The 16,190-nt window shown below is 31.0% G+C and carries 18 protein-coding genes; 17 read left to right on the top strand and 1 reads right to left on the bottom strand.

The genetic code is table 11. The features are described from left to right. Nucleotides 1–73: 73 nt before the first annotated feature. The 17 genes from ACTNBA_RS07125 (at nt 74) to ACTNBA_RS07045 (ending at nt 14,458) form a co-directional block, all read left to right on the top strand. The gene (locus ACTNBA_RS07125) at nt 74–289 is read left to right on the top strand and encodes a flagellar FlbD family protein (RefSeq protein WP_346847892.1); all 216 of its coding nucleotides are present in this window, start codon (nt 74–76) and stop codon (nt 287–289) included. Beyond that, entirely contained in the window at nt 276–1,067 is a 792-nt protein-coding gene (locus ACTNBA_RS07120; protein ID WP_150845021.1) for a MotA/TolQ/ExbB proton channel family protein, read from the top strand. Before ACTNBA_RS07125 ends, ACTNBA_RS07120 begins: the two co-directional genes overlap by 14 nt. Before the next feature lie 10 nt (nt 1,068–1,077). Further along, complete coding sequence (locus ACTNBA_RS07115) at nt 1,078–1,794, top strand: OmpA family protein (RefSeq protein ID WP_441073201.1); 717 nt, start codon at nt 1,078–1,080, stop codon at nt 1,792–1,794. Nucleotide 1,795: 1 nt separating this feature from the next. Next, on the top strand, nt 1,796–2,293 hold the full coding sequence (locus tag ACTNBA_RS07110) for a flagellar basal body-associated FliL family protein (RefSeq protein ID WP_441073200.1): 498 nt from the start codon (nt 1,796–1,798) through the stop codon (nt 2,291–2,293). 7 nt (nt 2,294–2,300) lie between these two features. Further along, complete coding sequence (locus tag ACTNBA_RS07105) at nt 2,301–2,642, top strand: flagellar biosynthetic protein FliO (RefSeq protein WP_441073199.1); 342 nt, start codon at nt 2,301–2,303, stop codon at nt 2,640–2,642. A gap of 32 nt (nt 2,643–2,674) precedes the next feature. Further along, nucleotides 2,675–3,496, top strand: coding sequence for a flagellar type III secretion system pore protein FliP (fliP, locus tag ACTNBA_RS07100; protein WP_441073198.1), 822 nt, complete (start codon nt 2,675–2,677; stop codon nt 3,494–3,496). Nucleotides 3,497–3,510: 14 nt separating this feature from the next. After that, on the top strand, nt 3,511–3,780 hold the full coding sequence (locus tag ACTNBA_RS07095) for a flagellar biosynthetic protein FliQ (protein WP_035129252.1): 270 nt from the start codon (nt 3,511–3,513) through the stop codon (nt 3,778–3,780). A gap of 11 nt (nt 3,781–3,791) precedes the next feature. After that, a complete protein-coding gene (locus ACTNBA_RS07090; protein WP_441073197.1) occupies nt 3,792–5,627 on the top strand; it encodes a fused FliR family export protein/FlhB family type III secretion system protein in 1,836 nt (611 codons plus the stop codon). A 20-nt stretch (nt 5,628–5,647) separates the two neighbouring features. Beyond that, the gene (gene flhA, locus ACTNBA_RS07085) at nt 5,648–7,711 is read left to right on the top strand and encodes a flagellar biosynthesis protein FlhA (protein WP_441073196.1); all 2,064 of its coding nucleotides are present in this window, start codon (nt 5,648–5,650) and stop codon (nt 7,709–7,711) included. Next, complete coding sequence (gene flhF, locus ACTNBA_RS07080) at nt 7,711–8,889, top strand: flagellar biosynthesis GTPase FlhF (protein ID WP_441073195.1); 1,179 nt, start codon at nt 7,711–7,713, stop codon at nt 8,887–8,889. Before flhA ends, flhF begins: the two co-directional genes overlap by 1 nt. Next, complete coding sequence (locus ACTNBA_RS07075) at nt 8,883–9,749, top strand: MinD/ParA family protein (RefSeq protein WP_441073194.1); 867 nt, start codon at nt 8,883–8,885, stop codon at nt 9,747–9,749. The genes flhF and ACTNBA_RS07075 overlap by 7 nt, the downstream gene beginning before the upstream one ends. Before the next feature lie 9 nt (nt 9,750–9,758). Continuing rightward, nucleotides 9,759–10,418 (top strand): flagellar brake protein, encoded by a 660-nt coding sequence (locus ACTNBA_RS07070; RefSeq protein ID WP_441073193.1) that lies wholly within the window; start codon nt 9,759–9,761, stop codon nt 10,416–10,418. Nucleotides 10,419–10,430: 12 nt separating this feature from the next. Continuing rightward, a complete protein-coding gene (locus ACTNBA_RS07065) occupies nt 10,431–11,165 on the top strand; it encodes a sigma-70 family RNA polymerase sigma factor (protein ID WP_441073192.1) in 735 nt (244 codons plus the stop codon). A 15-nt stretch (nt 11,166–11,180) separates the two neighbouring features. After that, entirely contained in the window at nt 11,181–11,750 is a 570-nt protein-coding gene (locus ACTNBA_RS07060) for a hypothetical protein (protein WP_441073191.1), read from the top strand. 195 nt (nt 11,751–11,945) lie between these two features. Continuing rightward, a complete protein-coding gene (locus ACTNBA_RS07055) occupies nt 11,946–12,728 on the top strand; it encodes a flagellar hook-basal body complex protein (protein WP_035129269.1) in 783 nt (260 codons plus the stop codon). Nucleotides 12,729–12,764: 36 nt separating this feature from the next. Next, a complete protein-coding gene (locus tag ACTNBA_RS07050; RefSeq protein WP_441073190.1) occupies nt 12,765–13,553 on the top strand; it encodes a flagellar hook-basal body complex protein in 789 nt (262 codons plus the stop codon). Nucleotides 13,554–13,690: 137 nt separating this feature from the next. Beyond that, complete coding sequence (locus ACTNBA_RS07045) at nt 13,691–14,458, top strand: hypothetical protein (RefSeq protein ID WP_150845008.1); 768 nt, start codon at nt 13,691–13,693, stop codon at nt 14,456–14,458. A 47-nt stretch (nt 14,459–14,505) separates the two neighbouring features. Here the strand turns inward: ACTNBA_RS07045 and ACTNBA_RS07040 are convergent, their stop codons facing one another. Continuing rightward, nucleotides 14,506–16,146 carry a putative manganese-dependent inorganic diphosphatase gene (locus tag ACTNBA_RS07040; protein ID WP_346878723.1) on the bottom strand — a complete coding sequence of 547 codons (1,641 nt, stop codon included), beginning with the start codon at nt 16,144–16,146 and terminating at the stop codon, nt 14,506–14,508. Nucleotides 16,147–16,190 lie beyond the last annotated feature (44 nt).

The following is a 16,190-nucleotide window of genomic DNA, read 5'->3' as shown; positions in this document are numbered from 1 at the left end:
CTTAGGCTAAGACGGTGCTTATATTGATCTTAGCTTAAGTAAATTTACTATATCATAGGAGGTATAGGAGAATATGATAGAGGTTAATCCGTTAAATGGAAACAAATTTATTCTTAATAGTAATCACATTGAAAAAATTGAAGAAATCCCAGAGACAGTAATTACCTTAGTCAATGGAAAAAAGTATTTAGTTAAAGAAAGTTCTAAAGAAATAGTTGATAAGGTTATAGAGTTTAGACGAAAATACTGGGCAAATGTACGGTTGGAGGAAAGCAATGAAGAAGAATGATATGTTAACAGCTATAGGTTTTGTGATTGCAATTGTTCTTGTATTTTATGGAATGCTAAATGGAGGATCGTTAAAGCTATTCTTTGATGTACCATCCTTAGCTATAACAGTAGGAGGGTCCTTCGGTGCACTTTTAATGTCTTATCCAATGAATGAAATAAAAAGATTTATCAAGGTTGCAGCACAAGCTTTCAAAGAAGATGGAACATCTAAGGTAGATAATATTGCACTATTTGTTAATTTATCTAAAAAAGCTAGAAGAGATGGACTACTTTCTTTAGAAGAAGATATACAAGAGATTAATAACGAGTTTGTTAAAAAAGGCTTAAATATGATAGTTGACGGTATTGAGCCTGAATCTATTAGAGAAATTATGACTTTAGAAATTAAAGAATTAGAAAAAAGACATGAAGATGCAGCATCTATGTTCACAACTTGGGGAGCATATGCTCCAGCAATGGGTATGATTGGAACATTGATTGGACTTATACAAATGCTTGCTAACCTATCAGATGCAGACAACTTAGCATCAGGTATGGGTAAGGCTCTTATTACAACTTTTTATGGTTCAATGCTTGCTAACTTAGTTGTACTTCCTATAGCAGGAAAGCTAAATTATAAAACGTCTAAAGAAGTAAACCAAATGGAAATGATGATTGAAGGAGTACTTTCTATACAATCAGGAGTAAACCCAAGGGTAATTGAAGATAAAATGATAGTATATTTATCACCAGAGGATAGAGTAAAGTATTTAAGTAGTGTTAATCAAGGAGAGTAGGTGAATAATTATGGCCAAGAAAGAGATAAAAACTGATGGGTGGTTAGCTACTTATGCAGATACTGTTACTTTGCTATTAACCTTCTTTGTTTTACTTTATTCACTATCAACTATAGACTCACAAAAATTTCAGCAGATAGCTGTAGCCATGCAAAGTGCTTTTAGTGGTAAGGCTGATAGGTCCATACTTGAATTTAATTCAAGTAGTGGAGATGTACCTATAGTTGGGAAACCAGAGATTACAGTTGAAGATATTCAAGAAAATGAAGACTTGGAAATTTTAGAGGATGTACTAACTTACATTAAGGAAAATGATTTAGAGAATGATGTTCAAATATATGAAGATGAAAAAGGTCTTAATATCCAGATGAAGGATTCCGTGCTTTTTGATACTGGTAAGGCAGAACTAAGGTCGGAAAGTAAAAATGTACTAGATAAGGTTAGTGATTTAATTGGAAAGGTAGATAATAAAATTATAATTGAAGGTCATACAGATAATGTACCAATTAATACACCAGCTATGCCAAATAACTGGCACCTATCTTCCGAAAGAGCATTAAGCGTATTGGATTATTTTCTAGATAGTAAAAAGATTTTAAATCCTCAAAGGTTTTCAGCTCAGGGATGTGGTGAGTATAGACCTATAGCTAAAAATGATACGGATGAAGGCAGAGCTAAAAATAGAAGAGTTAATATTATAGTTGTAACTAATGTAAAGGAGCAGTAAAATGAACAAAAAAAATAGCAAAGGCAATGATTTAGAAAAAGAAAAGGGCGGAAGTTCTAAATTGGTTCTAGTTATAGTAACCGCTATAGTAATATTTGCACTTATAAGTGGAGCTGTATTTGTTGGATATACCGTTGCAACAAAGCAGGTAGGTAAAAATAGCAATGGCACTAGTGAAAGTAATGTAGTAGAAAAGGAAACTACATTAAATTTAGAAGAGTTCTTAGTGCATTTAAGTGATGAAGGAAAATCTAAATTTGTAAAGGTGAAAATTTCCTTAGGATCAAATTTAGAGAATGAGGAGCTGCAAGAAGAACTTACAGCAAAGATTCCACAAATAAGAGACTGTATAAATAAGGTATTAAGAGCTAAGAAATCTACGGATTTCAAAACAGAGGGAGACGATTTATTAAAAGAAGAGATAATCGTAAAGGCAAATGAACTTTTAAATAGTGGTAAGATAACCAATATTTACTTCACAGATATAATTGTTCAATAGGTGACCTATGGATAGTCAATTGATTTTAACCTTATTAAAACTTGTAATATTTTTTCCCTTAGTTATAGGATTGATTCTTTGGCTAGGGAAGACTGTTGAGAAATATAGTCACATAAACAGAAAATCTACAATGAGAGTAGTAGAGAGACTAACCATTAGTAAGGATAACTCTCTTCTCATTGTAAAGATAAGAGATAAATTTTATTTAGTAACTTCAGCTCAAGGAAAAATAGAAATTGTAGAAGAAGTTGCAGGGGAAGATTATAAAGAAATTGAAATGATTAAATTTAAGAATAGTAGTGAGTTAAAACAAATTTTTAAAGACAAGTATCTTAAATGGAGAAAGTAAAATATTATTTTAGGAATAAAGGGATAATACATATGAAAAAATTTGATCTAAAAAAGTTTATAAAACCCATAACGCTAATACTACTGGTGTTTTGTGTTATTTCAATTAGTAGTAAAGTAGCTTATGCTACTGGAGATACCATGCCAATTCCAGATATAAATATATCCTTTGGTGATGGGGATGCAAAAACTCCTACTGAATATGTGGACAATATAAAATTATTATTAGTACTAACAGTACTTACAATACTTCCATCAATCCTTATAATGACCACAGGATTTATAAGAATTGTAACAGTGCTTTCTTTCTTTAAGAGTGCTATAGGAGCTACATCACTGCCAAAACAAATAATTGTTGGGTTGTCCTTATTTTTAACTTTCTTTGTAATGGCACCTACCTTTTCAGAAATTAATGAAAAGGCAGTTCAGCCTTATATGAAGGAAGAAATAACAATGGATGTTGCTATAGATAAAGGGATAAAGCCCGTGAGGGAATTTATGTTAAAGCAAACTAGAGTAAAAGATTTAAAGTTGTTTCTTGAAGCTGGAAAGGTAGAGGACGCTGTTAAAGTAGAAAAGGATGCAGATGGTAAGGAAACTTATAATTATGATGATGTTCCACTTTATACAATTGTACCAGCCTTTGTTATAAGTGAGTTAAGAACAGCCTTTGAAATAGGATTTTTGTTATTTATACCATTTATATTGGTGGACATTGTAACAGCTAGTGTTCTTATGTCTATGGGTATGTTTATGTTACCGCCAGCTATGATTTCTCTGCCATTTAAATTACTTTTATTTGTATTAGTAGATGGATGGAATTTGTTAAGTCAATCCTTAATACTAGGATTTTAGAGAGGTGATGTAATATGACACAAACTATGGTGGTTGCAATATTACAGGATATGGTGAAGACAGCTTTAATGGCAGCAGGACCAATACTACTTACAGCTACGGCAGTAGGTCTTTTGATAAGTATATTTCAAGCCACAACTCAGATACAAGAACAAACTTTAACCTTTGTACCTAAAATAATAGCTGTGGCAATAGTGGGAATAATTACTGCCACATTTATAGGAAACACAGTGATAGGTTTTACTCAAAGAATTTTTTCAATAATTTCTAATATAGGAGCTTAGGTGGGATAACGTTGGTAGATATTTTAATGTTTATAGCTTTTTTAATGGTGTTTATGAGGATAACATCCTTGATTTTTACAGTGCCAACCTTTTTCCCAACAGGAACACCAAATATAGCAAAGATTGGTGTAGGACTTATTATATCCATGATTTTATCTCCCATAATCAGTACTGAAGCATTACCAGAAATAAGTAATATATTTGTTTTAATAGTGCTTATAGGTAAAGAAGTAATTATAGGAATATGTCTAGGATATATAGTAAATTTACTGTTTAGTGTTGTACAAATGGCAGGACAAATTATGGATTTTTCCATGGGCTTTTCTATGATGAGCCTATTTGACCCAGTTGCAGGTGAAAACATATCAGTAATGGGAAGGTTGATGTACTGGATTTGTCTTGCTGTATTTATGTTAGTTGATGGACATCTTATTTTAGTGCAGTGTCTTATAGATAGTTTTACTTCAGTTCCTGTAGGGACTGTAACCTTTAATAAAGAAATTTTAGGATATATTATTCAAGTTGTATTTGAATTTTTTACTATTGGGATTAAGATTGCAGTGCCAATAATGCTTATAATACTTATGACGGAAATTGTATTGGGCTTGGTATCAAGAGTTATGCCTCAGCTTAATGCTATGATACTAGGAATGCCAATCAAGATTTTTGTTGGACTTGCAACCTTTGTAATTTCTATTCCTTTAATTATGAAAATTATAGCTTCAAATTTTGGTGCTATTAAACATATATTCTCGGAAATATTCACTATGATGCCCTTTATATTAATTTCCGCATCTAATGATAGTGGAGATAAAACGGAAAAACCTACTCCTAAAAAGCTTCAAGATGCTAAGAAAAAAGGTCAAGTAGCTAAAAGTAAGGAATTATCTTCTGCCTTAACTCTTTTAGCAGCTACTTTAGTTATAGCTATCTTAAGTAGCTTTGTGCTAAAGGTATTAAGCTCCAGTATGACAAAGTATCTAGGGAGCTACTTAAATTTTCAATTAAGCCAAGAGAGTTTAGTAGGACTTTTAATAAAGGTATTCATAGATATATTTAAAATATTTATACCAGTGGCAGTTCCTATTATGGTTATAGGCGTAATTGGATCAATAATTCAAACGGGTTTTATATATACTGGAGATCCATTAAAACCTAAGTTTAGCAAACTAAATCCTATAAGTGGATTTAAAAGAATGTTTTCTATAAGATCCTTAGTGGATTTAGTAAAAAATTTAGGTATTGTTTCTATTGTAGGATATATAGGATATAAGTTTGTTATAGATAATTACTATAGTCTTTTAAACTTTGGAAATCTTAAAACAGGAACAATACTTACAGAATTGGCTAGTTTAATAATTAATGTTTTTGTTAAAGTTGGGATAGCCTTATTAATAATAGGGTGCATAGATTTTTTATATCAGAAATTCCAACATAATAAGGATTTAAAAATGACTAAACAAGAGATAAAGGAAGAATATAAACAACAAGAAGGAGACCCTATAGTTAAGGGAAAAAGAAAACAAAAGCAAAGAGAAATGGCTATGAGAAGAATGATGCAATCAGTACCAGATGCTACTGTTGTAATTACAAACCCAACTCACATTGCGGTGGCTTTGAAATATGAAGAAAATAGTGGAAAAGCACCAATAGTTGTGGCAAAGGGCAGTGAGTATGTGGCGTTAAAGATTAAGGAAAAGGCTATTGAAAATAATGTACCAATTATAGAAAATAAACCATTAGCTAGACTCATGTTCAAAGAAGTGGATTTAGATAAGGAAATCCCCTTTGATATGTATAAAGCAGTGGCAGAAATATTAGTATTAGTTTATAAAATGAAGAAATAACGTAAAAAAGGATGATAATTATGCTTAAAGATAAGGGATTTAGTATTAAGAATAACTTAGATATAATAGTAGCATTTGGGGTAATTCTTATTGTACTAATGATAATTATACCATTGCCCCCAGAAATACTTGATTTTTTCTTTGCCATTAATATTTCAATATCTATAATTATAATGTTACTTACAATGTTTACTACAAATGTATTGCAATTATCAGTATTTCCAACATTATTACTTGTAACTACTCTATTTAGGTTAGCACTAAATGTATCATCTACTAGACTAATTCTAGGACAAGCAGATGCAGGAAAGATAGTGCAGGCTTTTGGAGAGTTCGTAATTGGTGGTAACTATTTTGTTGGAATAATAATATTTTTAATTATTGTTATTATACAGTTTTTAGTTATAACTAGTGGTGCTGGAAGAGTATCTGAGGTTTCAGCAAGATTCACCTTAGATGCTATGCCAGGAAAACAGATGAGTATAGATGCAGATTTAAATGCAGGAATGATTACAGAAGAAGATGCTAGGAAAAAGAGACTTGACCTTCAAAGGGAAGCAGATTTTTATGGAGCTATGGATGGTGCATCTAAATTTGTTAAAGGTGATGCCATAGCAGGTATTATAATTACTATAATAAATATTTTAGGTGGTATTGTTATAGGGGCAGTAATGATGGATATGAGTATAGGTGAGGCTGCTGCTAAGTTTACACAACTCACCATAGGAGATGGACTTGTAAGTCAATTACCTGCACTGTTAATTTCTACAGCTTCAGGTATATTAGTTACTCGTTCAGGAAGTGATGATAACTTTGGAAAACAGGTTTCATCACAATTGACAGCATTCCCAGTAGTTATAGCAATTGCATCTCTAGTACTATTTATTCTTGGATTAATTCCAGGGATGCCTATGCTAGTATTCTTTGCTCTATCTGCAGCAGCTGGAACAAGTGCTTACCTAATGTATAAGGACGAAAAGCAACAAGCTAAGCAAAAGATAGAAATAGAAGAAAAGGAAATTGTAGAGAGTGAGAGTAGAGAGCCAGAAAATGTGATGAATTTAATTTCTGTTGAGCCATTAGAGGTAGAAATAGGCTATGGGCTTATTCCTATGGCTGATGAATCCTCAGGAGGAGATTTGTTACAGAGAATCTCATCAGTGAGAAGACAATGTGCTATAGAGATGGGAATTGTGGTTCAACCTATTAGAATTAGAGACAATCTGCAAATTAGAAATAATGAATATGTAATAAAGATAAGAGGAACAGTGATAGCTAGAGCGGACATAATGCCAAGCATGTTTCTATGTATGAATCCTTCTGGAGAAGATATAAATATCCAAGGAATAAAGACCATAGAGCCTACCTTTGGAATAGAAGCTCTATGGATAAATAAGGATCAAAGAGAAGATGCAGAGATAAAGGGACTTACTGTGGTAGATCCAACTACAGTTATGGTTACTCATCTTACAGAAACTATTAAAGCTCATTCTTATGAACTTCTTGGGCGTCAAGAAACTAAAGTTATTTTAGATTCTGTAAAGGAAAAGTATCCTACTGTGGTAGAGGAACTTGTACCAGACCTTATGACCATAGGAGAAATTCAAAAGGTTTTACAAGGACTTTTAAAAGAGAAGGTATCTATAAAAGACATGGTAACTATATTAGAATGTCTTGCTGATAATTCGCGAAATACTAAGGATATTGAAATGTTAACGGAATATGTGAGATTTTCACTAAGTAGAACTATTTGCAATGATCTAGTGGATGATGAACATAGAATTACAGCAGTAACCATATCTCCAGATATAGAAAAACTAATAGGAAGTAATATTCAAAAATCTATGCAGGGTTCTTTCCCAGCAATAAATCCAGATATTACAACAGAAATATTTAATAGTATTAAGGTAATGTTAGAAAGTACCCACTTTCCAACTAATATACCTATAATTCTAGTTTCTCCAAGAATTAGACCAGCTTTTAGAAAGCTTATAGAAATGGTATTTCCAAGCATTGTAGTGTTATCTTTAAATGAAATACCTAATGATGTAGAGATAAGGACCGAAGGAGTTGTATCTATCTAATGATTATAAAGAAATATGTAGCTTCTACCATGAAGGAAGCATTAAGTAAGATAGGTAAGGAGTTAGGAAAAGATGCTGTAATTATAAGTCAGAGAGCTATAAGAAAGCCTGGTATTAAAGGGTTGTTTTCTCCTAAAGTAGTGGAGATAACCGCAGCTGTTGAATCTAAATCTAATGATTTAAGTTGGGATGATAAAGAAATAAACAGTAAGAGTATTTTACCAGTAGATATAGTGAAAAATGATGAATTGGAGCTAAGACAAGAAGTTGAAACAATGAAGAGTCTTATAAATTCCTATTTTTCTACTCAAAGCAATAATTCTATAAATGAGGAAATTAAATTAGAAGAATTAGATAACAAAAACAAAGAAGAAAGTGAGTTGCAACAAGAAAAGGCTAATAATAGTGAAATTTATTTTAAAGAGGCCAAGGAAAGACTTAGAGAATTAGATATATCTAAAGATATAGTTGAAGAATTAATAGAAACTATAAAAATAAATAAACAAGTGTATTCCATTGATGAAATCATGAATGGAATTAAAGAGGAACTTGGCGCTACTATAAAAATAGATTCTAGTGAAATAAATGGAACTATAGCTTTAGTGGGTCCTACAGGAGTAGGAAAAACTACAACTATAGCAAAGCTAGCAGGGGAGCTAGCTCTTGTCAAAAAGAAAAAGGTAGGTTTAATTACTGTAGACACCTATAGAATAGGAGCAGTAGAACAGTTAAAAACCTATGCAGATATTATGAATATTGATTTTAAAGTGGTATTTTCATTAGCTGAGATGGAAGAAGCAATAAACTCAATGAAAGACTGTGATGTGATTTTATTAGATACTACTGGTAGGAGTAGTAAAAATACTATGCAAGTATTAGAACTTAAGGCTTTTCTAGATAGGGCTAAGGTTGATAATGCTTATTTAGTAGTCAGTGCTACTACTAAGAGTGGTGACATGGACATCATAGCTAATGGATTTTCTAATATAAAATACAAGGGACTAATACTAACTAAGTTAGATGAGACTTCAACTTATGGTTCCATACTAAATATATGTAGAAGGACTCAGGTTCCTATTAAATTTATCACTGTAGGCCAGAATGTACCAGATGATATAAAGGTACCATTGGAGGATGAGATAATAAAATTGGTGTTAGGGGAAAATAGTATATGTTAGACCAGGCTTCAAGATTAAGACAAATGGTATTTGAAAAGCAAGATACTATGGAAGAAAGCAATAATAATACTAAAATCTTTACCATAACTTCCGGTAAGGGAGGGGTAGGTAAGAGTAACATGGTAATTAATTTAGCAATTTCTCTTAAAAAACTAGGGAAAAAGGTCTTAGTACTAGATGCAGATTTAGGTATGGGCAATGTAGATGTTTTAATAGGGACTATACCTAGATATACCATTTTTGATATAATATTAAATAATAAATCTGTTAATGAGGTAGTAATAAATGGACCTTTAGGTATAAAAATTTTATGTGGAGGCACAGGACTTTCTAGATTAGATGACTTAAATAGGTCGCAAAGAGAAGTTTTGATTAATAAGTTAGGAGAAATAAAAGATTTTGACTATATATTAATTGATACAGGAGCGGGTATAAATAGAACAGTTATGGCTTTTATAGAGTGTAGTCATGAAGTTTTTATTGTGACTACTCCGGAACCAACAGCATTAACGGATGCATATAGCTTATTAAAAACCATATGTAATCATAATGTGAAAAATAGAGCAAAAATTATTGTTAATAAGGTTTTAAGTAAGGAAGAAGGAAATGATACTTTTAATAGACTTAATAGTTCAGCAAATAGATTTCTAGGAGCTAATCTAGTGCATTTAGGAAACATCGCTGAAGATAAAAAATTAGTGCAAGCTGTCAGGATGCAAAGACCTGTGGTATTGTCTTTCCCTAAAAGTGAAGTAAGTGAAAACATTGAGTCTATTGCAAAGGAGTTAGAAGGTATATCTTATAATAAGGGCAATAGCATCCAGGGTATATTTAAAAAAATGCTTAATATTTTTTCATAGGAGGAGAGTATGAAAGCTAATAATATGATGGAAATCAATAATAAAATAGAGATTTACACAAAAAATCGAGAATTAGCAAAATCAAAAATTCAAGATATTGATGAAGATGGTATATATATAGCTATAGCTACACCTATACTAAATGGCATAAGTTATCCCTTAAGTACTGGAGACACAGTTAAGTGTAATTATAATGATGGAAAAGGTAATATATATAATTTTCAGGCTAAGGTGAAAGGGAGAAAATTTGATAAAATAGCCTTGATTACATTGGAAAGAGAAAGTGAATTGCAGAAGGTACAAAGAAGAGACTATGTAAGATTGCCCTTTATAAATGCGATGAAATATTCACCAATAGATAAGTATAATGAAAGTGTCCTTAGGGATATTGAAAACTGCGATTATAGGGAAGGACAAACTTTAGATTTAAGTGGTGGTGGTATTAGAATAAAGGTAAAGGAAAGTCTTAATATAGGACAACTAGTCATGTTGAATACTAAGATTAGTAATGAGGATGTATTAGCATTAGGTAAAATAGTTAGAGATGAAACACAAAATAAAAATGAATATGTATATGGAGTAAAATTTCAATATATTGATGCTAAAGTAAGAGAAAACATAATACAATTTATTTTTAAGAATATGAGAAAGTTAATGAAAACAAAGTAGGAGGGAAATGATGTGTCTGTAGCTTGTGATGTAGATGTTAGAGAAGAAATAATTAAAAAAAATATACCTCTTGTAAAGTATATTGCTTCCAAGATTATCGTAGGAAAAAATAAATATGTTGAATATGAAGACTTAATAAGTTATGGAATGATTGGGCTTATGGATGCTATAAATAAGTATGATGACACTAAGGGTATGAAATTTTCCACCTATGCTGCCATAAGAATAAATGGAAGTATTATAGATGAAATACGAAAAAATAGTCCTATATCAAAAAGAGCCATCGATAAGCTTAATAGATACAATAAGGTAGTGGAAGAATTACAAAATAAACTTTACAGAGAACCAAAAGATATTGAAGTAGCTGAAAGAATGGAAATAAGTTTAAAGGAGCTTACAGATATACAAGGTTATGTAAACTATATTTCAATGATGTCCTTAGAAACTATTTTATTTGGTGATGATGAGGAAATGTCTTTAATCAATTCTATAGAGGATACTAAAAGTCCTTCTCCACAAAAGTCTTTGGAAGAAAAAGAAATGCTAGAATACTTGAGGAGAGGCCTGGATAATCTAAAGGAAAGAGATAGACTTATACTAAATCTATACTACTTTGAAAAACTTACTTTAAAACAAGTAGGAGCAGTGTTAGAAGTATCAGAATCAAGAGTTTGTCAACTTCATAGTAGAGCTATTTTAAATTTAAGGAAAGAAATTGAGAAACTCCAATATGATATTAAATCATAGAAGATAGGTGAGAATATGTATATTTTATTAATTGTTATTGGAGTGGCTTTAATTGCTACAAATATAAGGGCTATAATGAGAGAAGAAAATAACTTTAGTAAAGCTATGATAGATGCAGAATCTAATATAGATGAAGTAGACATGAGACTTGTTGAAATAAGAAGTGAGTTTGCTAAAACAATTACAGAATTACAAAGAGAAATAAATGACTTAAAAAAAGTAAATCATACTGAATTTATTAAAAATGAATTATTAGAAAAAAGGGATGATTCAGATAAAAATATTAGTAATGATGAGTACATAAATACCTTGGTAGATAAGATTGATTCCTTAGATGATGATATTCTTCTTCAAGGAGAAAATATGGATGAATTAATGGATGATTTAAAAGAAGAAGAAAAAGACGGTAATCCTAAAAAAGAAAAAGAAGACAGTAATCCTAAAAAAGATATAAAGGGTAATAGCTTAAAAGTAGAAGAGGTAAAAGCCTTATTAGCTGAAGGCTTAAGTGAAGAAGGCATAGCACAACGGCTGAATATAGGAAAGGGTGAGGTCTTATTAATAAAGGAATTATATTTAAAATAAAAAAGTTTATTAAAGTTTTAAGTGATAGAAAAATTTTATTTGGTATAGGCATTGGCATAATACTAGGAATATTTTTTAGTATCCCTGCAAAAATAGATTATAAACTTAGCGATGGCGAAATTGAAATAAGAGCAAAAAAATTAGGAATGACCTATCCAGACCAGATCAAAATTGATATAAAGGCGGGTGCAAACAATGATTAGAGGATTGTATACAGTAGCTTCAGGAATAATTACCAGTGAAAAAAATCAAAGTGCTATTATGAATAATATAGCAAATATAAACACTACAGGATATAAATCACAGATTTTGTCCATGAAGAGTTTTGATGAGGTATATATTTCTAATAAAGATGGAAAAAACAATGAAAGAGTAACCATTGGAGCTATGAGTAATGGAGTAGAAATAAATGATCGAACCACTAATTTCTCACAAGGAACTATAAAGGATACAGGAGTAACAACTGATTTTGCCCTTCAGGGAGAAGGATTTTTTGTAGTTCAAAGACAAACCGCTAATGGAGCTACAAATTATTATACAAGAGATGGTCATTTTGCTGTAGACACTTCAGGATATTTAGTGACCTCTAATGGAGATAGGGTACTTAGTAGGAGTGGGAATGGACTAGCACCGATATATATAGGTGAAGGAAGTATTTCTGCAGACAATATTGGGAATATATCTGTGGATGGACGAGAAGCTGGCAGATTAGCTGTAGTTAATTTTCCAAAGGATAACCAAGGTAAATATGAAAATCTAAATGAATTTACATATAATCTTTATGAAGGAGTTAATCCTACCTTTGTTAATAATCCTTATGTAGTTAATAAATCCCTTGAAGGATCTAATGTTAGCGTAGTTCAAGAAACTAGTAACATGATGACTGTTATGAGAAACTTTGAAAGTAATGCAACTATTTTAAAGGTTTTAGATTCTACCTTGGACAAGGCTGTAAATGAAATAGGTAAAGCTAGATAGAATTAATAGAGAAAGAAAAATTTGAGGAGTGAGTTTATGTACGGTATGTTTTACACCAATAGAAGTGCAATGGAGGCACAACAGAATAAATTAGACTTAGTATCAAATAATATAGCAAATTCCGGTACTATTGGATATAAAAAAGTAACATCTACATTCCAAGACCTTTATACCAGTTCATTAGAGAGACTAGGAGTACCATGGTCTAAGAATGCAAATACTGAACTTTATGTTGGTACAGGGGTTAAATCTACTAATGAAGTTAGAATAAAGACTCAAGGAAGCTTAACTAATACAAAGATATCTACAGATTTAGCTATAGATGGAGAAGGATTCTTTAAAGTATATAAACAAGATGGAAGTGCAGCCTACACTAGAAATGGAAACTTCAAAGTGGATGCTTCAGGAATTTTAGTAGATAATAATGGATATAGATTATCTATAACTGATGCTAATGGTAATGAGATAAATGTGCCAGGGGGTCCAATTAACTTTGCTAAAGATAAGTTTTCTATAGATGCAAATGGGGCTTTATCCTTAGATAATGATGGAAACTCTATAAAAGTTGGAGATATTAAAACTTATAAGACCATAGGTGATACAGATTTTATTTCTGCAGGACAAAGCTTATTTGTTCCAATAGAAGGAGCTACTGTAATGGAGACTACAGAGAGAGAGATTTATCAAGGGTTTACGGAAAACTCTAATGTAGATATGTCTACTGAGATGACTGACATGATTGTAGCCCAAAGAGCTTTTCAATTAAGCTCCTCTGCATTAAAAACTGCAGATGATATGTGGGGAATGATAAATAACTTAAGATAGTAATGGAAATAGAAAAGAATGAAAGACATAGTTTTTCATTCTTTTTTTATATCTTTAAACATATAATATAACATTAACAAAGGATAAATTTTAAATAGAAGGGGTGATATTATGGGGTAGGATATTTATTTGGATGTTTGCTAAGTATATTATTTTGGAAGTTTGATAGACATAGATTAGCAATAAAAGTCAATGAGAAATTTAGTGCTAAAATAAGAAGCAAAGTAGTTTTACAATGGGTATACTTTATACTTATACCTACCATAGGGGTAATTATAAGTCTTATATCTAATAGGGAGATTATTAATGCTATTGTAGCTTTCTTCGTTATTGAGATAAGCAATAGTGAAAGAAAAACAGTAATTAAAAAATCCACTGAAAAAAAGGAGTTTTACAATACTTTATCCTTAATTAGCAAATCATTGATTTGTGGTTTTTTAGCACCCTTAATTTATATTCTAATCATAGGTAATGGAGGGGGAGTAATATATACATTAATATATTATATCAGTGACGATGAGAGTCTAAAGTTTATTAATGGTATATTAAATGTGTTAAATATTATTCCAACTCTAATAGGTGGAATGTTCTTATATATTGTCTATATTATTAGAAATAAAACCTTTAAAATTAATTTCAAGGGGGATTTTTTAAAAAATCTATTTACTAATCCACTTTTAAACATTTATATTTTTGCTGCATATATTGAATCAGTTAATTTTTACTACATAGAAGATAAGGGGGTACATTATCTAAAAAGTTATGGGGTGTATCAAGGAAAGATTGATGATTTATGTGTTAAGGATTTTTTAACTGTGATATATGGAGTGTGTTTTATTTTCTTTGTTATATTTTGGATTTATATTATTAATAAGGGATCAATTCTAAAATTAGTGGTACAGTAAACAAAAGGAGGCTGTCTTTAGGGACAGCCTCCTTTAGAGCTAAAGAATTACTTAATTTGGTTTATAACCTCTGTAAGAGGTGGAATAACTTGTTTCTTTCTAGAAACTACCTGGTCAATATATGCTGTTCCATTGTTTAACTTAATGTTAAAGGCTCTTGAGAATACTTCTTTGTGTTCGCCACACACAATGAATAAAGAAGAACTTTTAAATATGTCAGTAACCATAAGAATAATTAGGTCAAACTTTCCTTGACTTGCTTTTTCATTCATTACAGTTTTTAAATCATTAATTAGTGGAGTAAATCCATCCATATAAGTAGTTGTTATTTGTCCAACACCTACTTTAAAATTACCCATATTAAAGATTTTGAAATCTTGGTATAAAAGTTCCTTTGAGCTTTTTCCTTCTAATGAAGTTCCAGCTTTAAACATCTCTTGAGCAAATTTTTCTATATCTATACTTGCTATTTCAGCTAATCTCTTTAGTATGATTTCGTCTACAATAGTTGCTGTTGGAGATTTTAATAGTAGAGTATCGGAAATAATAGCGCCACATAATAATCCAGCTACTTTCTTAGATGGTCTAATTCCATTTTCAAAGAAAATATTAGCAACAATGGTAGAAGTACTTCCTACAGGCTCATTTCTAAAGTATATTGGTTGACCTGTTTGAATATCTCCTATTCTATGGTGGTCGATAATTTCTAAAATGTCTGCATCTTCAAGACCGTCTACAGACTGGGTCTTTTCGTTATGATCCACTAAAATTACTTTCTTTCTTTGTTGGGTTATTAAATGATATCTAGAAATGCTTCCAACCACGGAACCATCTTCATCTAAAACTGGATAACTTCTATATCTAGTTTCTAGCATAATATCTTTAATCTCCTCAATGAAGTCACTAGTAGAGAAGGTAATTAAATTATTTTTAGTCATTACGTATTCTATAGGAATACTTTGAGGTATTAGTCTAGCAGCAGTAAAAGAGTCATAAGGAGTAGTGATTATAGTGCATCCTTTTTCTTTAGCTAGGTCAATAATTTTTTCAGAGGGATTTGTATTATTAGTGATTATCATTAATCTAGCATTACAATCTAATACAAATTCTTGAACTAACTCACGGTCTCCACAGATGCAAATATCTTCCGCTTCTATTAAATTTCTATCATTTGGTTCCATCATAGAAACTACAACTTTCCCCTTAAGTTCTAAGTTTTCATCTGATAAGTAAACAATTTTAGCTGATAGAGTTTCTAAAATGTTACTTAGACTTGTTTTACTTTTAGCTAAAACATAATTATCCCAAATGTCTAGATAACTAGCTGCCAGATTTGATACAGATACAATTCCAGCTAATTTTTCATTAGGATATATAACTGGGAGAGTTTTAATGTTTTTTTGCTTCATTATAGACCAAGCCATTTTTAAGGATATGTCTGAAGCAATAGGAGCTACTGTATCTATTTTTAAATCTATAATTTGAGGTTTTACAGTTTGAACAAGCTGTGGTGGCTGAACTCCAAAGTAATCTAGGATAAATTGAGTTTCTCTACTAATTTCCCCTAGTCTAATTGGAATTGCATTGATTCGTTGGGTTTTATTTTTAAACTCTGAATAAGCAATGGCTGCACAAATAGAATCAGAGTCAGGATTTCTATGACCTGTTATGTATACTTTATTTACCATGAATAACCTTCCTTTATAATATCTATTCTTATTTATATTTAGTA

Source organism: Clostridium sulfidigenes (assembly GCF_052067195.1).
In the GTDB taxonomy this organism is placed as follows: domain Bacteria; phylum Bacillota; class Clostridia; order Clostridiales; family Clostridiaceae; genus Clostridium_J; species Clostridium_J sulfidigenes.
Note: the sequence above shows the minus strand (reverse complement) of the source record. Positions and strands in the feature narration are given on the sequence as shown.